The organism is Lysinibacillus capsici, assembly GCF_003367505.1.
GTDB lineage: Bacteria > Bacillota > Bacilli > Bacillales_A > Planococcaceae > Lysinibacillus > Lysinibacillus capsici.
Map to the genome: position 1 here is coordinate 356,438 of NZ_PXXX01000010.1, position 22,446 is coordinate 378,883.

Consider the following 22,446-nt stretch of genomic DNA (forward strand, 5'->3'; position numbering starts at 1 on the left):
TTTTTATGGAGTTTTCACATACTGTGTTTGCTGCTAAAAAAAGTACCACAACACTCAGTTGATGTTTAAATCGCTGAGTATTGTGGTATTTGTTGTAAATTATAGTGCTTTCACTTTTGCTACTACGTTTTCAACAGTGAAGCCGTATTTTTCCATTACTAATTCACCCGGAGCAGATGCACCGAACTTATCAATTGCTAGAACATCGCCTTCAAAGCCAGTATATTTATGCCAACCGAATGATGCCCCCATTTCAATTGCAAGACGTTTTGTAACAGCTTTTGGTAGAACAGATTCTTTGTAAGCTGCGTCTTGTTTTTCGAAGCGATCCATAGATGGCATAGAAACAACTGCTACATCTATACCGTCTGCTTTTAATGCTTTTTGTGCTTCGACAGCAAGCGAAACCTCAGAGCCTGTTGCAATTAAAATAGCATCTGCCACTTCTTTTGCAGCTGGAGACACTGTGTAAGCACCCTTTGCTACGCCCTCACGTACTGTTTCAATAGAAGCGTCAAGAACAGGTAAGTTTTGACGAGATAATACAAGAACAGTTGGTGTTTTTTCTGCTGCTACTGCAAGCTCCCACGCAACTGCTGATTCATTTGCATCCGCAGGGCGAATAACAGATAGGTTTGGCATTGCACGTAATGATGCAAGGTGTTCGATTGGTTCATGTGTTGGACCATCTTCCCCTACTGCAATCGAATCATGTGTGAATACATATGTTACAGGAAGACCCATTAATGCAGATAGACGAATTGCAGGACGAACGTAATCAGAGAATACGAAGAATGTACCACCGAATACATTTAAACCACCGTGAAGAGCCATTCCGTTCATAGCAGCACCCATTGCAAATTCACGAACACCGAACCAGATGTTACGTCCAGCATAGTCGTCTGCTGAGAAATCTCCTGTACCCTTCATCGTTGTTTTATTGGAGCCAGCAAGGTCAGCTGAACCACCAAAGAATGAAGGTGTTTTCTTCGCAATAGCATTAATTGCATCGCCTGAAGAAGAACGAGTTGCTACAGATTTACCAGCTTCATATACAGGTAACTCAGAAGCAAAGTCTTCTGGTAATTCACCATTCATCGCTTTCTCGAATTGAGCTGCTAACGCTGGGAATTCTTCTTTGTATGCAGCAAATTTTGCATTCCAAGCTTCCTCTGGTTGTGCGCCTTGTACTTCAGCAGCCGCATTAAATGTATCGTAAACTTCTGCAGGAATTTGGAATGGTTCATGTGCCCACTCATAGGCAGCTTTCGTTAAGACAACTTCATCTGTACCAAGTGGTGCACCGTGAGAATCTGCTTTACCAGATTTATTTGGAGAACCAAAACCAATCACTGTTTTCACTTCAATTAATGTTGGCTTGCCAGTAGATTTTTTGGCTTCTTCAATGGCTGCATTAATAGCATCTACATCTGTACCATCTGCCACTTTTAAATAATTCCAACCATAAGATTCAAAGCGTTTTTGAACGTTTTCTGAAAATGACTTTTCTAAGTCACCATCTAAAGAAATATCATTAGAATCGTAAAGCACGATTAATTTTTCAAGTTTTAAGTGACCAGCTAATGAAATCGCCTCTGCTGCTACGCCTTCCATTAAGTCACCATCGCCACATAACGCAAATGTGTAGTGGTCAACAATGTCATGACCTGGTTTATTGTAAGTAGCCGCTAAATGGCGCTCAGCCATTGCCATACCAACAGTCATAGCGATTCCTTGCCCAAGAGGACCAGTTGTTGCCTCTACCCCTACTGTATGACCATATTCAGGATGTCCTGGTGTTAATGAATCCCATTGGCGGAAGTTTTGAATTTCTTCCATTGGTAAACCATAGCCTCCAAGGTGAAGTAAGCTGTATAAAAGCATTGAGCCATGACCTGCTGATAGTACAAAACGATCACGGTTAAACCATTTTGGATTTGCTGGATTATGGCGTAATTGTTTTGTCCAAAGCGTATAAGCCATTGGCGCTGCTCCCATTGGTAAACCTGGGTGACCAGAATTTGCTTTTTCAATAGCATCGATTGACAAAGTTCGGATAGCATTAATTGCTAAAAGATCCGCGTGTTGAGTCATTATATTGTGACATCCTTTCTCGTCCTATATATTGTTCTTTTACAGTTTAGTCAACATTGCTTTAGAAAACAATGCTTTTTGTTATACTATTTGCGTTTTCATACATACTTTATTGAATTGTGTCACATTAATTTAGAAATTTATTTTTTTGTGCTTGTTTTACCTTCTCAGGAGTTACATCATTTCCTTCTGCATCGACCACTTTAACGTTTTCAATCGTATCTCGCATCGTTGCTCTAAACGTATCTAAATACTCCTTGCGAAGCGCTGTGCGCTCCTTTGCTTCTTCCTCTGTTAATTGTCCGCTTTTCGCTTTAGCAGATAATTCATTAATTCGGTTAATTTTTTCCTTTGATAACATGGTTACACACCTTTCAGTACCTAGCTTAATGACCTCAGTATGCAAAGTATAGCATGGTTTCCCTTAAAATGCAGTTATACCAACCCTTAAAAACACTTCTTAGCCATTATTTACATGACTTCCAGAAGTTAGAGGTGTATAACTAATAATAAAAGGAAAAATTTGATAGATAATAGGAGGAGCTATCATGAACATCACAACACCTAGACTACTTATTCGAACATTTGAAGCCCAAGATTGGCAGGCTGTTTATAGCTATATGTCCGACAAAACGGTCATGCACTATATGCCAGAGGGTGTGTTGAATGAAGATCAGGTTCAAAATTTCGTAACAGAGAATAGCAACGAGCAAGCAAAACATTTCGCCATTGTTTTACGTGAACAACAGCGAGTCATTGGTCATCTTGTTTTCCACAAATACTTTGGCGACCATACGTATGAAATTGGATGGGTTATGAATCCTGCCTATCATAATCATGGCTATGCTTCTGAAGCTGCTCAGGCCCTATTAGATCACGGCTTTAATAAAATGAAACTTCATCGAATTATTGCCACATGCCAGCCAGAAAATATCGCTTCTTACCGAGTAATGGAAAAAATAGGAATGCGCCAAGAAGGATTTTTCAAAAAATGCATTCCTCATGGAGAGACTTGGTGGGATGAATACTATTACGCTATTTTAGAGGAAGAATGGAACAATCTAAAGGTAAGAGGTGTATGAAATGAAGAAAACTGCGGTGTTATTATACCCACAATTTAGTGAATATGAATTGAGTGTTGCTTTGTCCATATTAATGCAAGGCGGTAAACCCATCATCACACTTGGATCGAATACCAAACCTATCAGAGGAGAATCTGGTTTAAATTGTATAGCTGATTTATCCGTGAATGAGGTAGAGCTTGACGATATTGATAGTCTACTATTACCAGGCTATATGGATATTTCTACATTACAACTTGAAGAGAGCTTACTAGACTTCATTCGTCTTCTATCTGCAAAAGGAGGAATAATTGCAAGTATTTCTAGCTCCCCTTACCTATTAGCAAAAGCAGGGGTCTTAAAGAACAAAAAATATACAGTAGGACTACCTTTAGATGGCATGGAGCAGTTAGGGTGCTTTGAACTTCATAACTATTCAGATGAACTAGTGGTACAAGATGGAAATATCATTACAGCAAGAGGAAGAGGTTTTATTCCTTTCGGTATTTGTTTCGGGCATGCGTTAAAGCTAAATTTTGATGAAAATTGGTATTAAGTGATGATTTAAAACCTAAATGTCCAATTAATCGGGCATTTCATGTTGTTGAAAAAAGATGATGTCATTAGTAGAATGAGAACTTTTAACAAGGCTGTGGGGTGATTTCCGTTCCGCCAGCGTCCTTTCTAGGGTCTCATCTGTGACGCTAAATCCCCTAGGAGTGACGCTGGCTCCACTCCAATCAATCCTTCTGCAAAAGTGTCTTTACTTTTTTCATACTAGCATAGGAATCAAATAGTCTAATATCTGTATTCTTAGGGGGATGGATATAAATGTCTAATACTTTGGACAAAATGGAGGGATAATTCTGAAGAACATCATCAAAATTTTAGGAAGAAAATTAGGCATAACACAAGCGTCACTTGCAAAAGAATGTGGAGTTGTGAGACAGACGATTAATAATATTGAAAATGATAAATATGATCCGACCCTTGAATTAGCTTTTAAGATTGCTAAGGTTCTTAATAGCCGTATTGATGAGGTGTTTATCTATGACTAAATTTCACCCAGATTATATGATTACAATGAAGGATTTTGTGAAAGAACACTCGGCAATTTTAAGAAAACAAACTCAAGAAGTGTCGATACCAGTGACAAATGAGGACCGAAATACCCTCCTAGCCATGCTGCAATATCTGAAAAATAGCCAAAATCAAACGCTAGCAAAAAAATATAAGCTTCGCCCTGGAAGTGGACTCTCTGCTAATCAAATTGGCGTAGATAAACGAATGTTTGCTGTACTCTTTGATGACCAAGAAATGATGCTGATTAACCCTAAAATAATGAGTCATTCCCTTAATATGATTTATCTACCGGAGGGAGAAGGCTGTCTATCTGTAAATCGACCTGTCCCTGGTTTTGTACCGAGATATGAGAGAATTAAAGTCAAAGCTTACGACATCGATGGACATGAAATCATTGTACAGTTACAGGGCTACGGGGCCATCGTTGTACAGCATGAAATCGATCATTTAAATGGCATCATGTTTTATGACCGAATAAATAAAGAGTACCCTTTCCAACTGCCAAATCATGTTATCATCGAAAGCTTTTCTTCCCTTCAGTAGTTTTTTACAAAAAAAAATTAGCAGGAATATTATTTTCCTGCTAATCTTTCTTGGTGCTCTTGGAAACGACGATGTACTGTCGCCTTACTTACCTCAAAGCCTAACCCTCTAAGCGTTATAGAAATTTCTTCAAAGGTAAATCCACGTTTGCGTAGCTTCACAATTTCCTCTACAGGTAGATCTTTTCGCTCCTGCCCCTGCGGATTACCTCGATTCGATAAATTATTTTCTGGACGATAACCGTTTTCTACAGCACGTCGCATACCTCGTCGAATTTTAGCATTATGGATTCTACGTTGATATTCCTCTACAATCGCTAAAATCTCAAGCAGCATCGTATCCATTTCATTTAATTGGACTGGGCCTGCATCACGCATAGAAAAAACATCAGTTGCTGACTTTTGTAATAAATGTAATACAGCCATCCTTGCATTGCCTCGTCCTAAACGAGTTTCATCTTGGACAAAAAGAGCATTAATGTTCTTATCTTTTATAAAATCAAGCATTTCTAGCAAGCCTTCACGTTCTACATCATAGCCACTATGTTGATCTTTAAACACGCCCTTCACCGCATAGCCTTGCTCTTTAGCATAGCGCAGCAACTCTTCCTGCTGGCGCTCTAATGAGGAGCTTTGTGTTTCTTTTTCAGTACTTACGCGACAATAGACAACAGCCGATAGTTGATTATTTATCATTGTTCATTTCTCGCAATTTCGATAGTATTGATGGGACTGGCTTGATCACTCACTACAGGAATAACTAGAGATTTTCCCGCTACAATTTTAATATCTGCTAGTTCATTTTCAGTTTTTACAAGCTTTATCCAATCATCAGTACTCATCTTACCACGATATTGCTCGGCTAACGACCACAAGCTATCCCCATGTTCGATTTGAATTTCTGCGTAACTAACTTTTCCTGGATCAGTAATGTAAAGGTATGCTGCAAATAATAAACAAGCTCCTATTAAGATTGAGATATGTGTGTTTTTCTTAAACCATGTCATAATCATTACCCCTTTTTAAGAATGTTTGTTCGGAATGTATGTTCCCATAATAAAGCGAACAAACGTTTTTGTCAAACACTTTTCGAACCTATGTTTGCATACATGTTCGCATTCTGTTATACTATCAAATAAGAAGAATGATTTTAGAAAAAAGAGGTGAGCACTCATGAAAAAAGTTTCGAAAAGACAAGAGGACATTTTAGCTTTCATTAAGGAAGAGGTACGAGCTAAAGGATATCCGCCATCAGTACGTGAAATTGGTGAAGCAGTTGGACTTGCTTCCAGTTCAACTGTTCATGGACATTTAGCTCGATTAGAACAAAAAGGCTTTATTCGTCGAGATCCAACAAAGCCACGTGCAATTGAAATTTTAGAGCCTGAAGAATCCATTCAAAAACAACAGGTGATCCATGTCCCACTTGTCGGGAAGGTTACAGCTGGTTCTCCAATTACAGCAATTGAAAATATTGAAGAATACTTCCCATTACCCGATACGTATGGCACAAGTGAAGATCAATTGTTCATGCTAGAAATCATGGGGGAATCAATGATTGAAGCTGGGATTTTAGATGGAGATTTAGTCATTGTAAAACAAAAGGCAACAGCTAATAATGGGGATATTGTTGTAGCTATGACAGCTGAGGATGAAGCAACTGTAAAACGTTTCTTTAAAGAGAAAAACCATTTCCGTTTACAGCCTGAAAATTCTTCTATGGAACCAATTATTGTCGATCAAGTTTCTATTTTAGGACAAGTTGTAGGTCTTTATAGACGTGTACATTAACGATTAAAGCAGATTTTGAGGATTATGTTCCTTCTAAGAGCATGTATCCTCTTTTTTACGCAAAAAAAGAATCCACATACGATTGGATTCTTTGTACAATGCCTCTTCTAAGCTTCCTTCTTAAATTTTATGCTCGCTTCAATAAAGGCTGAAAATAGCTTTTGAGCACTCTCATCTCCTGCTATGGCTAGTTCCTCAGGATGCCACTGAACAGCTAAGCAAAATGGCATCTCCTCATGAACTACCGCTTCGATAATACCGTCGTTAGATTTTGCCGCTACTTTTAATTTTTCTGCTAAAACATTCACCGCTTGATGATGAAATGAATTCACTGCTATTTTCTCTTGTTCAACGATAGTCGCTAATAGATTGTCAGCAATAACCTGTACAGTATGGGTAGCTACAGTTCGACCTGATTGCTGCATATGTTGGAGTAACTTGGTACTAAAGTGATCACTATCAATATCCTGATATAAGGTACCACCTAATGCAACATTTAGTATTTGAATTCCTCGACAGATCCCGAAAATAGGCATCTTACGTTGGAATGCGGCTTCAATCAATGCTAACTCAATCGTATCTCGCGCTGGATGAATTTTTCCAAGCTTTAATGAAGGCTCAGCCCCGAATAGAAATGGATGCACATCATGACCACCAGATAATAATAAACCGTCTGTAAGGGCTAAAATCTGGGCTGCCTCTTCTTCTACTCCAATTGGAATAATCAGTGGAATTCCACCTGCTTCAATGATACTTTTGCTGTAAGCAACATTTAATCGAGAGGATAAATCATCCTCTACAAAGGCTGTAATACCAATAATCGGTTTCACTTGCTTCCCTCCACATTCTTGAAAATTGCACAATTACCAAAAGCCTAGATACCAATGAATTAATACATCGCCATAGAAATAAACAATAACTGCGGCCAATGCAATAGATGGCCCAAACGGAATGGGTGTTTTTCTCCCCTGTTTGTTTTTCGATAACATGGTAATCCCGACAATCATACCAATAACTGCAGCTAAAAATAGCGTTAACAGTGTATCAATCGTACCCAGAACGAGACCAATTAAAAAGAATAATTTAATATCGCCTCCACCCATGCCACCGTTTGATAGCACAGCAATGATATATAATATGCCAAAACCAACCACAGCACCCACAAGAGAGTCCCACCACGGTGTTAATGGTGACAGCACTCGTCCAATAGCTAGCAAAGGTAAAAAGAATACTAACACCTTATCTGGAATTAGCATATAGGCTAAATCTGATACAACGATAATAATTAATAAAGAGATAAAAAAGAGTGCTACTATCAATTCTATGCCCCAGCCTAGCTGCCAATAAGCAAAGGCAAATAATACACCTGTCATTAATTCTATGACTGGGTAAACCCAAGAAATTTTATTGCCACAACCCCGACATTTTCCTCCTAACAATACATAAGACAAAACTGGTACTAAATCAAGCGCCGTCAGTCGTCTCTGACATTTTGGACAATGTGAAGGAGGATGTACAATCGACTCCTTCTGTGGTACACGTAAGCCAACTACATTATAAAAAGAGCCAAAGACAAGTCCAAATAAAAAAATAAAGATCGTATAAGCCATTTCCAATTTTATGTCCTCCTAAACCAATAGGCGCCCATACAAATGAAGTATGGTGCGCCTATCAATAAAGTTATTGTTGTTCTTCGTAATAGAACGTCGTCACTTGCACTGTTGCCTTTAACGTAAGATCTGCATCTTTCTCAAGCTGTGCCTGCTCTCCAGGCAATTTAAATTCAATCTTATCGGTTTTCATGATACGCTCTAATTGTTCAACCTCCTGTAAAAAGCTTTCAAGAGAATTAAAATCAAGCGCACCCACCTCTAATATAAAAGTAACAAGCTTTAAATTAGTTGGTAAAGAGTCCTTCGAAAGAGATGCAATCGGTGTAGTAGTCTCCTTGTTCTCCTGATCACCATTGACCTCTGCTTCAGCCTGCTCCAACATATTAAGATCATTCGATTCATCTGAAGGTGTCACAGTGCCGTCCTCACCTTGAACAGTTAAAGACAGTACACGAGTTCCTGTCACCTCTTCAATCTCAGCTAAATCAAGAATAATCTTTTCAACGGCTCTTGTTACAGGTAGCTTTTGTCTTAAGGCTAATATATTGATAGTAGGCTGTCCCTGCTCTTTGTCTAATTGTGCTAGTTGTTCTTTGACACTAGCTAATTCTTGCTGCACCTGCAATACATTACTCTCTTTTTCATTCACTTCATCCAATTTTGGTGAAAGCAAATAATAATACAGCGCAAATAAAATAGCAGCTATCAGCGCCAGTAACAAGATCATAGACGAATTTTTACTACTCGTTAATTTATTCATGAGCGTCGTCCTCCAGCTAAATACATAAAATCGATTGTCGCTGTAATGGACACTGAATATCGCGGTACTTCTTTAAATTTTTGTTGGGGTGTTAACACCCTTTGTTCACCTAGCTCTATTTCAAAGTTTGAGACAGTGTTAATTTGAGCATCTGTAAAATAGCTACTCATTAAAAGTCGCTCCACATATTTCGATATATCTGTCATCGTTTCAAAATCCACTTCAATATTCACCGAGTTCTCTCCGAAAACATAGCTACGTAAATAGGAATGAGTTGGTAATAAAGTTTTTGTTTCATCAATTAACGGTGTTACAGGATAAGAAACGCTTTGAATAAAAGTTACTGACTTTTCCAACGAACCCTGATCGACATTTTGTCGTGCGTCTAGCTCTTGCTGCAATTGATCAAGCTGTGTTGTTAATGCCTGTTCCTCTGCAGTCAATCGTGACAATTCACTATTGGATGTAAAAAATAAAAAAAGTAAATAAGCTACAATAAGTCCCACAATGACAATCACCAAGCTATAAAAAAGCTTGGGAGAGGTTGTTCTTTTTTCAAGTTGTGGTAAGAGGTTTATATCTGGAACCATTAACGAACCTCCTTCAAAGCTAAGCCAAGCAACGTTGAAAATTCTCGCTTAAAGCGCGGAAACGATTTCTCAATTTTTTTCCCATCGACAACCCTTAGTGGTGGTTCTAAATTAGAAGCGAGTAAGTTCCCAATTGATTTCAATAGTGGGTTATCGCCAAGCATGATAATTTCATCCACTGTTTTTTCACCTTTATGTAAAGAAAACTTAAAGAAATTCATCATCCGATCAATCTCCAAAACCTGATCCATTACGACCATTTGATAATTCTCTGATTCGCCATTATAGATAAATTGATAGCTAGACTCATTCTCTTTCTTCCCCTGCCATTGCGTCATATCTACTTCAATAGTTTGATAGCGCAAAAACTCCACTTGGCCATTGGAAAAAATACTGATGGAGAGTTCATTAATCGACCATTCTGCAATTAAATATGTTTTATTAGGCATTAATAAGGACATGTGCTCTAATAAACGTATATTACAAAGCGCACGAATATCGGCAGCTTCGGGTTCTAATGAAACATCTAACAGCATCCCAACCAGTTTCGTAATCTCTTCAGAAGGTGCAGCAAATAAGATAGCCTTGCCGTCCTCGGCATCTGCATCATACACATCAATTAAAGGGTCTTGAAATGGTAAATGAATAGAATGTCCCAATTCCATTTCAGCATATCCTCTTAATTCCTGAGGCTTTACATCTTTAGGGTGCTCAAAGTTTTTTAATAGAACCGTCGTATCAGGGACAAACATACGAACAGCCTGTTTTTTCCCTGTCCATTTCATTACTTGCTCTTTAATTACCTCAAAAAGAGCTACCTCATCGATAATAGTTCCATTTTCAACGATTCCAGCTGCTAAAGGGTATTCATAGCCCTGCCACTGATTAGGCTCTGGTCCTTTCGCCACAATCGCACGTAGCACATAATCCTTCAGTTCAATCGAAACATGCGACTTTCTTTTTCTCTTAAACATGTGAAAAGACCTCCTTATCCTACTCAGTATAAATGATTTTTTCAATTAGTCATCCATTTCCCAGCCAGAAACGCAAATTTTCTTGCGCTTCTGAGTGGGTTGGGAGGACTGATTATTACTCTTCAGGTTTATTTTCTTCTGTAGGCTTTACTTCAGCTTTTGTTAATAATTTATTTAGTTCTTTTTCCGTTATTTGTGTCCCCTTGATTTGGAACTCACTTGTTTTAAGTTCTCCGAATCTATCATAAGTTATTTTCCAATCCTTACCGTCATATTCAGCTGCTGAATCTTTCAAATCAATTCCGTCTACAAATGGTGCTAATGCTTTTGCATCACATTTACCATCTTTACAAGCCCCATCAATATAAGCAATCTTTGCTCCTGAAAGAATATTTGATGCTTCTGCTAAAATTGCACGGTCCTTCGACTTATTAATAATATTACCAATTGCAGGTACAGCGATTGCTGCAATAATTGCTAGAATAACAATTACAGCTAATAGTTCAACTAATGTTAAACCTTTCTCATTTTTCAATAGTTTTTTATTTTTCCACTTTTTTAACATTTTGAAATCCTCCTTAATAGTTTTATATGAAGTGTGTGTACACGCGCTTCTGAACATTATGGCGAAGCTGCACAATCTCGCCCAATACATTTGCCACCGGTTCCCTTGCTGCCTTTACGAATATCGTCTGCAATATGCTGTAAGGTGGCATTATCAAAATTTATATATTTTCCATTGCTGTAATAAATCGCATGCGCATTGAAGTAGTAGGTGCCCTCGATAAATTGGACATTGGCACTCTGACCTTCTTTATCTGCCTCTAATATTTTGCCAGCACTGTCTAAATAACCGCCAGATACTAATTTTTCCACTTCGACGATTTGCCATTGATCAGCGGTTGGATGCTCCATAAAATAAAACTGCGCGGCATGAATAACATTAATGGCATCTGCTTTTAATGCCTTATAACGTGAATTATCAATGACATTACTTATAGCTGGAATTGCAATGGCAGCAACGATAGCTAGAATAACAATGACTGCCAATAACTCGACTAATGTCAAGCCCTTTTCGTTCTTTACCCTAATTTCCATGTCCAGTCTCTCCTTTAATACTTAACCATGAAGATACCTACTTGCCGCTTCCTTTTGTTAGCAAATCTAAGTAGATATTTCCCATTAAGCGGAACAAAAGGGCATCCATATAAATATTGTAAACATTACATATTTTCATATAGTTGGAACATTGGTAAGAATATAGCCGCAACGATGACTCCTACAACTAGAGCCAGTACCACAATCATTAAAGGCTCAATGAGTGACTTCATGGTATCGACGGCACGGTTTACTTCCTCTTCATAAAAATCAGCGATCTTTTCGAGCATGTAATCCAAGGACCCTGTTTTCTCGCCAATTGATGTCATTTGTGTTACAAGCGGTGGAAATAGCCAGCTTTTTTCAAGTGGCTCTGATAATGTGCCACCCTTTTCTAAATTATCGCGCGCTTCCAGTACTACTTTCCCCATTACCGGATTACCACCAACCTTTTCGACAATTGTTAAGGCTTGTAAGATTGGTACGGAGCTGCTAAAGAGTGTTGACAAGGTTCTTGTCATTCTCGCGATAATATCCTTTTGCAAAAGCTGTCCAAAGATTGGCATACGCAGTAAAAATACATTGACGGCATAATGAAACTCTTTATTATTTTTATAGAAATAGTGAAGGCCCACTACTAATACCAATAGCCCTAAAATCACAAGGTACCAAAACTGAATGAGCCAATCACTAATACCCACTACAATGACCGTTATTAACGGCATTTCCAAATTCATTTCTTTAAATGCATCCATAAAGGTTGGCACAATAAACACCATTAAAAACATACCAACCACTAGTGTTAAAATCGATAAAATCGCTGGATAGGTCATGGCAGATTGAATTTTTTTCTTAATGTTGTATTGCTTCTCTAGTGTGCTTGCAAGACGATCTAATGTATCGTCGACGTTCCCTGTAGCCTCACCAGCACGCATCATATTGACAAATAGCAATGGGAACACTTTTGGGTGTTTGCCTGCTGCATCTGAAAATGCCATACCATTTCGAATATCCTCTTCAACCTGCATCAATGCTCGCTTTAGTGGTTTACTCCGTGTTTGCTCACCCAAAATATGGGTCGCTTCAACCACAGGAACGCCAGCACGAATTAATGTCGCATATTGTCGACAATAAATAACAAATTCCTGGTGCTTTACTTTTGTCCCAAAAGCAATATCTTTATGTAAAATGCTATTTGACTCCTGAAGTTCTCGTGCATTAATTCCTTGTGCTCGAAGCTTTTCCATGGCTACCTTTTTATTCGGTGCCTCGATAATGCCCTTTTTAGGTGCTCCTGTTTTGGTCCGACCACTATAACGAAATATCGTCAACTATAATCACCAGCGTTCATATATGGTCTTGCATCCTCTAGTGAAATCTTACCTGTGGTAATTAGGTGTTGCATGGAATATTCCAATGTGTGCATACCCAATGCTTTACTTGTCTGCATCACACTTGGAATTTGGTGAATTTTTTCGTTACGAATTAAATTTGAAATAGCAGGTGCCTGTACTAAAATTTCTGTCGCAGCAATACGCCCTTTTACATCCTTACGTACAAATAAACGCTGAGAAACAATACCTTGTAGTACATTCGCAAGCTGCACACGAATTTGACTCTGCTGATGTGGTGGAAATACATCGATAATACGGTCGATCGTCGTTGGTGCACTACTTGTATGCAGTGTAGCCATAACTAAATGCCCTGTTTCAGCAGCCGTAATAGCCGTTGAAATGGTTTCATAATCTCGCATCTCCCCAACTAAAATAATATCTGGGTCTTGACGTAATGATGCACGTAAACCATTGGCAAAGCTCATTGTATCGACACCAATCTCACGTTGATTGATGACAGACTTCTTATGTGTATGCAAATATTCAATTGGATCCTCTAACGTAATAATATGTTTAGATCTTGTTTCATTGATGTGATCTATCATTGCTGCCAAGGTAGTTGATTTCCCTGAGCCTGTTGGGCCAGTTACTAAAATTAAGCCTTGTGGTTTTTCCGCAAGCTTATATAACACCTGTGGCATATTGAGTGCTTCAATAGAAGGAATTTTAGCCTCAATTAAACGAGCTGCAATCGTCACTTCATTTCGCTGATGGTATGCATTGACACGGAATCGACATTTCCCAGGCAATGAAAAGTTAAAGTCCGTTTCTCCCTTATCCTCAAATTCCTGTTGTTTATGGACAGGAAGAATGACCTTTACCATTGCCTTCAAATCCTCTGTTTCAAGTGGGATTGTGCCATAATGCTCTAGTTGCCCATGGATACGATATACTGGTGGAATACCTTTTGTTAAATGAAGATCAGATGCTTTTTCTTCAAATGCACGTGTTAATAATTCAACGATTGAATATGCTGTCATTTTTTTCACCCCTAGTCTGCACTTGCAACACGTAATATTTCTGAAGTGGTTGTTTGGCCTGCTACAACCTTTTGTAATCCATCCACTAATAGGGTATGGTAGCCTTTTTCTTTCATATAATCGCGGAGGACGCGATCACCAACACGATTTAAAATCATATCCTTTATTTGGCGATCAACAGGGAGGATTTCATGAATCGCCATACGTCCTCTGTAGCCTGTTTGATTGCAGGCAGGACATCCACGCCCTTTTTTACCATGTGTTACACCTTCCACCCCATTCTCTTCAAGTATTTCTAGTTCACGAGAAGTGAATATATATGGTTCAGCACAATCACGACAAACTTTTCGTACAAGACGTTGCGCCATGATTCCTACAAGGGAAGAGGATAATAAAAATGGCTCGATCCCCATGTCATGGAGCCGTGAGATAGATTCGATGGCACTGTTAGTATGCAGTGTACTTAATACTAAATGGCCTGTTAGTGAAGCACGGATAGCAATTTGAGCTGTTTCAAGATCACGAATTTCCCCTACCATTACAATGTCGGGGTCCTGTCGTAAAATTGAGCGTAACCCTACCGCAAATGTTAAGCCGACTTCCTCTTTTACTTGAATCTGATTGATACCATCTAACTGATATTCCACTGGGTCCTCAACCGTAATTATGTTGACGCCTTCTTCATTTAAATGAGAAAGGGCCGCATATAACGTAGAGGACTTACCTGAGCCTGTTGGTCCAGTAATCAGCATCATACCGTTTGGATGGGCTATCATTTTCCTGAAAAGTGCTTCATTACTTGCACTAAAGCCTAATTTATCAATATCATTGGCTGAATTAGTTAAATCTAAAATACGCATAACTACCTTTTCACCATAAACTGTTGGTAGTGTAGCTAAACGGATATCGACAGGTCTAAAATTAACATTGGTTTTAATACGTCCATCCTGCGGAATACGATTTTCTGTAATATTTAAATTCCCCATAATTTTAATACGCGCCAATACGACGTTTTGCATGTGCTTTGGCAAGGATCGCTCAGTACGTAGCACACCATCTACCCGATAGCGGACACGAAGCTCTGTTTCTTGCGGATCAAAATGGATATCACTAGCGCGCTGTGCGACACCATTCGCAATAATTTGATTCACTAAACGAACAATAGGTGAATCCTCATTCTCTATTTCCTCTTGTGTTTCCGTACTTGTGGCAGCCAAATCCAACATTGCCGCATCCATTGATTCCTGTAAATCATAGTATTTTGTTATCGTCCGATATAAATCATCTTTTGCCGCAATACTTGTCTCGATTTGACAGCCTGTCGTCATACGAACTTCCTCAATGGCGAAATAATCCATTGGGTCTTCCATTGCAATAAACAATTTATTTTTTTCTTTGCGAATCGGCATAATATTTGTCCGCTTTGCCAGCTCCGCTGGAATTAGCTGTAATAATTCGGGACTAATTGAAAACTGATTCAGGCTGATATGAGGGATACCAAGCTGGAATTCTAAGACTTCAATAAGCTGCTGCTCTGTTAAGAAATTTTCTTTGATAAGGAAATCTCCAAGCTTCTCATTTTTCATCTTAGTAGTTAATGCGTACTCAAGCTGGTCAGCTGTGATAACACCTGATTCCACCAGTAAATCCCCTAAACGTTTACGCCCTGGCTTCATTGCCATAAACATACCTCCAATCGTTAAGGACTTGTTTGTACAAAATTACCACCCTTATCATAGTAGCCATAGACAATTTCTGGTCCATCTTCTTGCTTTGTTTCCTCTGATTTTGAAGGTTTCACATCAGGCAAACCATTACCATCTAAATCCACTTCTAAATCAGGATCTGTTGCACCCGCCCCTACGTTCTGAGTAGGCGTTGTGATAATAACAGGCTCCTGCGAAGAACGCATAACAATTCGATTTTGAGGTGCATAATAATCTCTACTAATGAATTGTTCTTCTGTTGCTCCATTCTCTACAATGGAACGATATACTTCCACTCTTGAACCCTCTTTACCCTCTTGCTCCACTCTTTCTTGTCCAGTCTTTAACTCCTTCGAATAGCGATAAATAATGCGTGGCTTTACAATTTTATCCTTACTAACACGTACTGTGATGTCCTTGTCTTTCGCGGCTGCAAAAACTTCTATCTTTAATTGATTACCCTCTATAGATGCTTTCAGTTTACCGAGCTGCTCAGACCGATTAATAAATTGTAAGTCTTTTGCTAATGCTGCATTGATATCTGCCTCAATTCCCTGTTGCAAATAGCTTGGATTTATTTCCTGAGAGTGTCTTTCTAAAATTTCGTAATCCGTTTGAAGAATTACACTATATAGCATTGATGCCACAAAATCTAAACCTGCATCATTGACAACCCCAGCCTGTTCACCTAAAAGTGTAAGCAACGAGATGGATTGATTTGGAACTAGATTTACATCATTTAATAACGGAATGATTTTTGCTACTCCTTGACTATTTGCTGGTAGCTCGGCAATCTGAAAGGCAATCCTTTCCCCGGTTTGCATGGAACCTTCATTGATAACGGCTTCGACCTTATGCTCCTTCAAATAGCTGGCTTGTAAGATTAGTTTCTGGAGTGTTTTATCTGTATCCCAAACACCTGCTTCATCTATTTGTTGCGTAATCGCTTCATTGACGGTAACAGGAATGGGAATATGAACTACTTTTTCTTTTTGCCAAAAAGCATACCAAGGCTTTTTTGTCAGTATTTCGTACTGAGCAATAGCTGCTGATGGATCAAAAACAAATTGTTTCGAGTCAATGGTTTTGGCTATACCATCACTAACAATTTTCATTTCGGCACCTTGCCATTCTGAAATTGCATTTTGTAGCGTAGTTGCTAAATCTACTGTTTTCACATCATGGATCTCAATACCCCCAATGGTTGAAGATTTAGGACCTTCTTTAGCAAAAACTGTGTCATTTAGCACAAATGATGGAACAAAAAATCCCACAACTAGAACAATTACCAAAAACAAGCTAATTATTTTTATGTATGTTTTCATCCACATCATCCTTTATTTAACTTAGTGGTTTTTCTATTTATATACAAATGATACTACAACTATGGTATTCTGGCACTACTAAAATGCAACTTTGTTCCGATTTTGACTAGATATTTCACATGAAAATTCAAAAATAATTCAACAATTAGCTATAAAGAACTATATATAACCTTAAATTTCTTTCGATACATATTTAGAATTTGTTATAATAGCCTTAATTAACTATTTTAATTCCTTATCTTTTTAAACTTACATACATATTAAGAAATTTTTATTTTATAATAAATTGAAGCTAACTATATCTTTAGCATTAAAAATAATTATGATATTTAGGAGGTTTTACACACTCTATATGAAATTTATGATTATGAACACCAAATGATGAAAGCTTTGTTAGTGGTCAATCTATTGATAAAGCGTTGCTCCGTGAGGTCCACATGATCATAGGAGTGGACAAAGACACTGTAAAATAAATCAATAAAACAAAATAGAGCTAAATATCGACATACAATATATTTTCGGTTACTCAACATAGACCAAACTATTGATAGATCAATAGTAATATAGGGAGGGAATTGATTTTGATAAAATATCTTAAAAATAATCAAGGCATGACTTTGATTGAAGTTGTTGCCGCCCTTTTAATAATAGGCATTGTGTTAATTTCATTTTTTGGCTTGCTCGTTCAATCAAATAAGACAACGCACAAGTCAAATGATATTATGGATGCTACTTATGCCGCTCAAGTAAAGATGGAGGAGATTTATAATGCATCTGGTGGAGCTGTTACTTATGAAGATTTAGCAGGTGGCTATGAATTAGATGAAGAGAATGCTAAAACGTCCTCATCTTCTCTACCCACTAACCAAGTGTATAAATATCTACCACACAAAGAAGATCGTTTTACCTACTATTTAATATTAGAAACATTTCCTGCAGATACCGCTTATAAAAATGCGGTTTATGTACATCTAGAAGTTATTGAAAATAGTACAAATAGTAAAGCTACAATGGAAAATGTGTATATACTCGGGGGGGCAAAATAAGATGAAATGGCTCTTAAATAGCAAAGGTCTTACATTATTTGAAGTGCTCACAGTGGTTGTTATTCTTGCCGTCGTATCCATGCTGAGTATTAGTATTGTAACATCTGCTACAAAGCAACAACTCGAGCAAAGTACACATAATCGTGAGATTAAGGATTTATCTTTTGCCTTAAAAGTAATTACGAAGGATTTTCGAAAAAGTGATAACCTTATAACAGAATCTGATGATACAACAGACCCTCCGAAAGAATTACACACATTATTGTTAGGTGAGGAAGTTGTATCAACTTATAGATTAGAAAATAATCAAATTATTCGAAATTCAAATGGCAAGGATGAAGTCATTGCATATAAAATATCATCATTTACGATCAGTGGAGGCGCTATTGAAATTATAAGTGAAGATGGTCAAACAGCAGCAACAGATATTACTCAAAGGAGAGGAAAATAATGAGTAAACAAATTAAAAATCAACGAGGTTCAGCACTTGCCCTTGCATTATTTTTAGTTGTGATTATTTCAATCCTTGGTATTTCTTTACTCAGTGTCTCTTCTAACAGTCTAAAACAAGTAGACTACGAGAGAAAAGATCAGGCTGTCTTTTATATTGCTGAGGCGGGGATGAGTTTAGCGAAATTAGAAGTAAAAAAAGAATTATCAGAAATTCAAAGTAGGTCCTATCAGCAAATTACGAAATGGATTGATAGTGAAAATACAAGAAGAAAAAGCACTCGACCTCAGCTTCCTCGTTTAAAAAAGGCGGAGGCGGAGGCGGAATACAGAAGAATTTTAAATAGTGAATTTAAAGCGTTTAAAAATGCCCCTTCTATACTAGAATCACATGCCATTTCGTCAGGAAAAGTGGCATCTATTACATTAGATACTGAATTACCAGCAGATGGGACGCCATTGCTTTATCGAATTAATATTGTATCAAAGGGCAGCATTGAAGGCTCCAAAGAACGAGAAGTAACGCAAGAAATCGAAATTGAACCTCGTCTTCCGTTTTCGGAGGGCGGTGATAGTGGTGATGGCACTGGTGAAAATAATAATGAACAACCACCTGGTAGCTTCCCTGATGGCTATGCTTCAATTGTTTCAGGAAATATCTCCATTACAGAGGGTGGTTCTGTTACAGGAAATGTAAGTTTGCAAAATGGGACTTTTACACTTAAAGGTGGAGCAAAAGTTAATGGAGATATAAGCTTAGAAAATCCAAATAATATAATTGCGGATCACTGGCTTTCGTATACTACCGTTCCGAAGTTGAATATCGATCCGAAAAGTTATCTACCCCCAACATTTTTTCCAGATGATAAGTTTTTAGCTGCAAACAATATATCTTATGCATCTAAACAAACAATAGGAGATCAATGGAACCCGTATGATGTTATTGACAATCAAGGAAACTATAACGCTCCCCATACATGGAGAGACCCAAAATATACGTTAAACCTTTCTACAGGATCTTCAAGTATTAAGTTTAGAAATTTCACTGTGGATACAGGTAATGATTTCACAATTGATGTAGGAGATAAAGAGATTGATATTTATATAGATAATTTAAATATTAAAAACGGGAAAATTTTTATTAAAGGGAACGGGAAGCTAAATATATATGCAAAAAATATAAGTAATTTCATTGGCCCCTTCAACCAAAATGGGAATCCATCTCAATTAAATATTTATCATCAAGGATCATCTACAATAAATCTTAATGCTAACTCAAAAATAGCTGGATCTATTATAAATAAAAGCTCAAACATGGTTTTAACATCAGGAGCAGCTATCTACGGAAATATTATTTCAGGAGGTAGAAGCATAGAAATTAGTGGAGGCATGCAAACTAATGGGCAATATATAATTGCACCGAATGCTACTATTAATTTAAGAGGAGGGGGAAATATTACAGGTATTGTAGTTGCAAATAATATATCCTCAAGCGGAGGTACTAGTATCACTTATGGAGGACCTGCTACCCCTCTACCTCCAGGTGTTGTACCTGAAACAGAAACATCAGATTACCCTACTCCAAATGTAAAAGATAATCTTTTCTGGACTGAGGAAACAAGTATGATTGAAAATTAATGCGACAAAACAGCCATGAGAATTTTCTTATATGGCTGTTTTTCGTCTTACTTAATTTCATAAGGGAAACTATTCTTTCATTAGTAATTGCTTGTACGATAATCATTAAGTGTCTTAGATAGGGAACTTATAGCAAAAAATGTCAAAGCGCTTTTTAAATAACGCTTTGACATTTTTAGTATTACTATTTACTAATATCTATACACACTAACTTCATTCATTTTTCCTCAACAACCTACCCGACAATAGCATTCCAATACCACCAATGGTAATAAATAGAACAGCTCTAATCAGTAAATCAAGGGCAGATAAGTCAAAGAAAATTAGCTTAATAAATGCGATAACTAAAATAATAAAGCCTGTTGTGCGCAATGTTTTTAAATGATGTGTGGAACTAATCCATAGTGATACACTAGCAGTTAAGAATAATGTAATAGTTGTAAGAGCGATACTTAGCTTCCAATCAAGTGCGTTGTTAAATGTAAACTGATGGATCAGTCCCCATATCGAAATCATCGTGAGCACAATCCCCGTACTTACAATGGCGTCCACATATTTCCCCAGACGGTCCTCGTACAATCGATAAATAATTCCTTTTACAAGCACATCAGCGACAATCGCTACAATCACTGCTAAATAAATTAATCTAGTGATAGTGTTTAAGCTTTCCAACATTGACACTCTAGTGCTGATCATCAAGGAGACTAGTAGGAAAAATGCACCAAGTACTGGCGTTAATGCACGTCCTTTGTAAGTTTCCTCTACAAATAAAGAACCAGTAAATAAGACAGCTAGTACGATACACACCATATATGGAATGCCATTTGCGGCTGTAAAGTATACGGCATCTAGCTTGCTAATATAGGCTAAGAAATAGCCAGCTGTGACCACTGCTAAAATATCGATTACATACAAATCCTTCATGACCTTTTCAAAAGGTGAGAGTGTCTCTTTTGGACGTCTTGCATATAAATAAATAATGATGAAATAGATGATTGGCATAAATAAGCTTAAATGATCGATGCTGAAAAATGGACTTGGTTCATGGAAAACAAAGTTTAGTGTAAATGTCATCACAAGGGAAAGTGAAGTAACGACCTTCATCATACTTGCACGTATTCGTAAGCTCATCATCACGCCTGCAAATGCAATCAAAGGATACAATAAATCATCCACTTTATTCGGAATATTCAATAGAAGTATCATATTACAGAAGGTGATAAACACAAGTGTCACAGCACTATCCAGTACCTCCTGCCATTTTTGACGATAGCTATAAAACGCTACAGCGCCAAATAAAGCCATAAAAATGAGGAGTAGCATTTCTCCATTTTCAAGAGAACGAATGATTAAATTCAGCAGTAATAAACTAAATGAGCCTAAAGAAAATTGGAGTCCAATGTGAAGTGGCTTCCATTTGGATTGTGCGTTATACAGTAAACACCATATTGCATAAAAGATTGCTAGAATTACAAGTAAGCCAAGTGCAAAAACTACTTGTTGATCACTATTCATAAATGCTACAACACTCACTGCTAGCACTGAAAAGAATGTGGCGATATAAAGGGCTAGTTTTTGCTTGTGCTGGTAAATAACTAATTGCAATGCAGCAAACAATACGACCACAAATAATAAAATAATGACAGCACTAAAATCCATATATTCTAGTAAGTAAGGTAGTAATAATGATGTAAAGGCAACAAAAACAGTTAGTGCTTCATTTTTCTTCAAATAGCTAATAGCAATACCATAGCCAATATAAAGCAGCGTAATGCCTAGTGCTGGAATAAGACCAATGATTTCATATAATATGGCACTTGCTGCGGTTGTTAAAATACCGACAATAAATGCCCCACCATATAAAGAAATCGTTATAGCCGATGAGCCTACTTTCCTACGCTCTAGTACATAGGCAATAACCGCCAATCCCAACGATAGTACATAGGCAAGGATGATTTTCACGCCATCCGATAAATAGCCATAGTCACTGACAAGTTTTAGACCCCAAAGTACGCCCATTACTAAAATAACCATGAATACTTTTGGAAGTGCCCACATAACACGTTCCTCCATCGATGGCTGTGGTTGCACTTCTTTTTCCGCTACTTTAGTCGGGATAGGCTTCGACTCCAGTACTGGTTTTGGTTTAATTGGTTCTGATTGCTTGATCATCGACTGTCTGGCATCAAGAGTATTATTTTTTTCAGTGCTTTGCGAACCTTTTAATATTGACAACTCCTGACGTAAATCTGCCATTTCCTCCTCGAGCTTCGCAATTCTGCGCTCCAATTCAAGGGACAT

General features: G+C 37.7%; 24 protein-coding genes. 8 read left to right on the forward strand and 16 right to left on the reverse strand.

What is annotated here, in order from left to right; all coding sequences use genetic code 11:
- Positions 1 to 99: 99 nt before the first annotated feature.
- Both tkt and C7B89_RS08920 read right to left on the reverse strand, forming a co-directional pair.
- Positions 100 to 2,094: a transketolase gene (gene tkt, locus C7B89_RS08915; protein ID WP_115673519.1), complete on the reverse strand. Its 1,995-nt coding sequence runs from the start codon at positions 2,092 to 2,094 to the stop codon at positions 100 to 102.
- A 127-nt stretch (positions 2,095 to 2,221) separates the two neighbouring features.
- On the reverse strand, positions 2,222 to 2,455 hold the full coding sequence (locus tag C7B89_RS08920; protein WP_004232132.1) for a DUF896 domain-containing protein: 234 nt from the start codon (positions 2,453 to 2,455) through the stop codon (positions 2,222 to 2,224).
- Between the two features lie 187 nt (positions 2,456 to 2,642).
- On the opposite strand from C7B89_RS08920, the gene C7B89_RS08925 reads away from it, so the two are divergent.
- The 4 genes from C7B89_RS08925 to def all read left to right on the forward strand — a co-directional run bounded on the left by C7B89_RS08925 (position 2,643) and on the right by def (position 4,781).
- Positions 2,643 to 3,176, forward strand: coding sequence for a GNAT family N-acetyltransferase (locus C7B89_RS08925; RefSeq protein WP_103117633.1), 534 nt, complete (start codon positions 2,643 to 2,645; stop codon positions 3,174 to 3,176).
- A 1-nt stretch (position 3,177) separates the two neighbouring features.
- Positions 3,178 to 3,711: a DJ-1/PfpI family protein gene (locus C7B89_RS08930; RefSeq protein WP_115673520.1), complete on the forward strand. Its 534-nt coding sequence runs from the start codon at positions 3,178 to 3,180 to the stop codon at positions 3,709 to 3,711.
- 310 nt (positions 3,712 to 4,021) lie between these two features.
- Entirely contained in the window at positions 4,022 to 4,213 is a 192-nt protein-coding gene (locus C7B89_RS08935) for a helix-turn-helix transcriptional regulator (protein WP_103117631.1), read from the forward strand.
- Positions 4,206 to 4,781 (forward strand): peptide deformylase, encoded by a 576-nt coding sequence (def, locus tag C7B89_RS08940; RefSeq protein ID WP_054550954.1) that lies wholly within the window; start codon positions 4,206 to 4,208, stop codon positions 4,779 to 4,781. The genes C7B89_RS08935 and def overlap by 8 nt, the downstream gene beginning before the upstream one ends.
- A gap of 29 nt (positions 4,782 to 4,810) precedes the next feature.
- On the opposite strand, the gene C7B89_RS08945 is transcribed toward def, so the two are convergent.
- The gene (locus C7B89_RS08945) at positions 4,811 to 5,476 is read right to left on the reverse strand and encodes a YneB family resolvase-like protein (protein ID WP_004232122.1); all 666 of its coding nucleotides are present in this window, start codon (positions 5,474 to 5,476) and stop codon (positions 4,811 to 4,813) included.
- Complete coding sequence (gene yneA, locus C7B89_RS08950) at positions 5,473 to 5,787, reverse strand: cell division suppressor protein YneA (protein ID WP_048391327.1); 315 nt, start codon at positions 5,785 to 5,787, stop codon at positions 5,473 to 5,475. Before yneA ends, C7B89_RS08945 begins: the two co-directional genes overlap by 4 nt.
- Positions 5,788 to 5,953: 166 nt before the next feature.
- Between yneA and lexA the strand changes: the two genes are divergently transcribed.
- Positions 5,954 to 6,571 carry a transcriptional repressor LexA gene (gene lexA, locus C7B89_RS08955; RefSeq protein ID WP_004232118.1) on the forward strand — a complete coding sequence of 206 codons (618 nt, stop codon included), beginning with the start codon at positions 5,954 to 5,956 and terminating at the stop codon, positions 6,569 to 6,571.
- A 107-nt stretch (positions 6,572 to 6,678) separates the two neighbouring features.
- Here the strand turns inward: lexA and C7B89_RS08960 are convergent, their stop codons facing one another.
- From C7B89_RS08960 to C7B89_RS09010, 11 genes are all read right to left on the reverse strand, one after another.
- On the reverse strand, positions 6,679 to 7,401 hold the full coding sequence (locus C7B89_RS08960; RefSeq protein ID WP_054550591.1) for a gamma-glutamyl-gamma-aminobutyrate hydrolase family protein: 723 nt from the start codon (positions 7,399 to 7,401) through the stop codon (positions 6,679 to 6,681).
- Between the two features lie 33 nt (positions 7,402 to 7,434).
- Positions 7,435 to 8,187 (reverse strand): prepilin peptidase, encoded by a 753-nt coding sequence (locus C7B89_RS08965; RefSeq protein WP_115673521.1) that lies wholly within the window; start codon positions 8,185 to 8,187, stop codon positions 7,435 to 7,437.
- Between the two features lie 64 nt (positions 8,188 to 8,251).
- A complete protein-coding gene (locus C7B89_RS08970) occupies positions 8,252 to 8,944 on the reverse strand; it encodes a hypothetical protein (RefSeq protein WP_054550589.1) in 693 nt (230 codons plus the stop codon).
- Positions 8,941 to 9,534 carry a PilN domain-containing protein gene (locus tag C7B89_RS08975; protein WP_115673522.1) on the reverse strand — a complete coding sequence of 198 codons (594 nt, stop codon included), beginning with the start codon at positions 9,532 to 9,534 and terminating at the stop codon, positions 8,941 to 8,943. The genes C7B89_RS08970 and C7B89_RS08975 overlap by 4 nt, the downstream gene beginning before the upstream one ends.
- Positions 9,534 to 10,508, reverse strand: coding sequence for a type IV pilus biogenesis protein PilM (gene pilM / locus C7B89_RS08980; RefSeq protein ID WP_054550587.1), 975 nt, complete (start codon positions 10,506 to 10,508; stop codon positions 9,534 to 9,536). The genes C7B89_RS08975 and pilM overlap by 1 nt, the downstream gene beginning before the upstream one ends.
- 115 nt (positions 10,509 to 10,623) lie before the next feature.
- Positions 10,624 to 11,073, reverse strand: coding sequence for a prepilin-type N-terminal cleavage/methylation domain-containing protein (locus C7B89_RS08985; protein ID WP_115673523.1), 450 nt, complete (start codon positions 11,071 to 11,073; stop codon positions 10,624 to 10,626).
- Between the two features lie 56 nt (positions 11,074 to 11,129).
- Positions 11,130 to 11,606, reverse strand: a complete 477-nt coding sequence (locus C7B89_RS08990) for a prepilin-type N-terminal cleavage/methylation domain-containing protein (RefSeq protein WP_048391344.1) — start codon at positions 11,604 to 11,606, stop codon at positions 11,130 to 11,132.
- A 125-nt stretch (positions 11,607 to 11,731) separates the two neighbouring features.
- A complete protein-coding gene (locus C7B89_RS08995) occupies positions 11,732 to 12,937 on the reverse strand; it encodes a type II secretion system F family protein (protein ID WP_115673524.1) in 1,206 nt (401 codons plus the stop codon).
- Positions 12,934 to 13,980 carry a type IV pilus twitching motility protein PilT gene (locus C7B89_RS09000; protein ID WP_048391346.1) on the reverse strand — a complete coding sequence of 349 codons (1,047 nt, stop codon included), beginning with the start codon at positions 13,978 to 13,980 and terminating at the stop codon, positions 12,934 to 12,936. The genes C7B89_RS08995 and C7B89_RS09000 overlap by 4 nt, the downstream gene beginning before the upstream one ends.
- Positions 13,981 to 13,991: 11 nt before the next feature.
- Positions 13,992 to 15,662: a GspE/PulE family protein gene (locus tag C7B89_RS09005; protein ID WP_369823970.1), complete on the reverse strand. Its 1,671-nt coding sequence runs from the start codon at positions 15,660 to 15,662 to the stop codon at positions 13,992 to 13,994.
- Between the two features lie 17 nt (positions 15,663 to 15,679).
- Positions 15,680 to 17,011, reverse strand: coding sequence for a G5 domain-containing protein (locus C7B89_RS09010; protein WP_115673525.1), 1,332 nt, complete (start codon positions 17,009 to 17,011; stop codon positions 15,680 to 15,682).
- Positions 17,012 to 17,592: 581 nt separating this feature from the next.
- Here C7B89_RS09010 and C7B89_RS09015 point away from each other — a divergent pair.
- Genes C7B89_RS09015 through C7B89_RS09025 form a run of 3 tightly spaced genes read left to right on the forward strand, consistent with a single transcriptional unit; the run spans position 17,593 to position 20,145 of the window.
- Positions 17,593 to 18,057, forward strand: a complete 465-nt coding sequence (locus C7B89_RS09015) for a type IV pilus modification PilV family protein (protein ID WP_103119053.1) — start codon at positions 17,593 to 17,595, stop codon at positions 18,055 to 18,057.
- 1 nt (position 18,058) lies between these two features.
- A complete protein-coding gene (locus C7B89_RS09020; protein WP_054550582.1) occupies positions 18,059 to 18,508 on the forward strand; it encodes a PulJ/GspJ family protein in 450 nt (149 codons plus the stop codon).
- Positions 18,508 to 20,145, forward strand: coding sequence for a DUF7305 domain-containing protein (locus C7B89_RS09025; RefSeq protein WP_115673526.1), 1,638 nt, complete (start codon positions 18,508 to 18,510; stop codon positions 20,143 to 20,145). Before C7B89_RS09020 ends, C7B89_RS09025 begins: the two co-directional genes overlap by 1 nt.
- 213 nt (positions 20,146 to 20,358) lie before the next feature.
- On the opposite strand, the gene C7B89_RS09030 is transcribed toward C7B89_RS09025, so the two are convergent.
- Positions 20,359 to 22,446: a DUF2339 domain-containing protein gene (locus C7B89_RS09030; RefSeq protein WP_048391355.1), complete on the reverse strand. Its 2,088-nt coding sequence runs from the start codon at positions 22,444 to 22,446 to the stop codon at positions 20,359 to 20,361.

Coding starts and splice junctions, on each gene's coding strand:
- C7B89_RS08975 (WP_115673522.1), bottom strand. CDS start 9,534: ATGGTTCCAGATATAAACCTCTTACCACAACTTGAAAAAAGAACAACC.
- C7B89_RS09025 (WP_115673526.1), top strand. CDS start 18,508: ATGAGTAAACAAATTAAAAATCAACGAGGTTCAGCACTTGCCCTTGCA.
- C7B89_RS08920 (WP_004232132.1), bottom strand. CDS start 2,455: ATGTTATCAAAGGAAAAAATTAACCGAATTAATGAATTATCTGCTAAA.
- C7B89_RS09000 (WP_048391346.1), bottom strand. CDS start 13,980: ATGACAGCATATTCAATCGTTGAATTATTAACACGTGCATTTGAAGAA.
- C7B89_RS08990 (WP_048391344.1), bottom strand. CDS start 11,606: ATGGAAATTAGGGTAAAGAACGAAAAGGGCTTGACATTAGTCGAGTTA.
- C7B89_RS08985 (WP_115673523.1), bottom strand. CDS start 11,073: ATGTTAAAAAAGTGGAAAAATAAAAAACTATTGAAAAATGAGAAAGGT.
- lexA (WP_004232118.1), top strand. CDS start 5,954: ATGAAAAAAGTTTCGAAAAGACAAGAGGACATTTTAGCTTTCATTAAG.
- C7B89_RS09030 (WP_048391355.1), bottom strand. CDS start 22,446: ATGTCCCTTGAATTGGAGCGCAGAATTGCGAAGCTCGAGGAGGAAATG.
- C7B89_RS08945 (WP_004232122.1), bottom strand. CDS start 5,476: ATGATAAATAATCAACTATCGGCTGTTGTCTATTGTCGCGTAAGTACT.
- C7B89_RS08930 (WP_115673520.1), top strand. CDS start 3,178: ATGAAGAAAACTGCGGTGTTATTATACCCACAATTTAGTGAATATGAA.
- C7B89_RS08970 (WP_054550589.1), bottom strand. CDS start 8,944: ATGAATAAATTAACGAGTAGTAAAAATTCGTCTATGATCTTGTTACTG.
- tkt (WP_115673519.1), bottom strand. CDS start 2,094: ATGACTCAACACGCGGATCTTTTAGCAATTAATGCTATCCGAACTTTG.
- yneA (WP_048391327.1), bottom strand. CDS start 5,787: ATGACATGGTTTAAGAAAAACACACATATCTCAATCTTAATAGGAGCT.
- C7B89_RS08925 (WP_103117633.1), top strand. CDS start 2,643: ATGAACATCACAACACCTAGACTACTTATTCGAACATTTGAAGCCCAA.
- C7B89_RS09020 (WP_054550582.1), top strand. CDS start 18,059: ATGAAATGGCTCTTAAATAGCAAAGGTCTTACATTATTTGAAGTGCTC.
- C7B89_RS09005 (WP_369823970.1), bottom strand. CDS start 15,662: ATGGCAATGAAGCCAGGGCGTAAACGTTTAGGGGATTTACTGGTGGAA.
- C7B89_RS09010 (WP_115673525.1), bottom strand. CDS start 17,011: ATGAAAACATACATAAAAATAATTAGCTTGTTTTTGGTAATTGTTCTA.
- def (WP_054550954.1), top strand. CDS start 4,206: ATGACTAAATTTCACCCAGATTATATGATTACAATGAAGGATTTTGTG.
- pilM (WP_054550587.1), bottom strand. CDS start 10,508: ATGTTTAAGAGAAAAAGAAAGTCGCATGTTTCGATTGAACTGAAGGAT.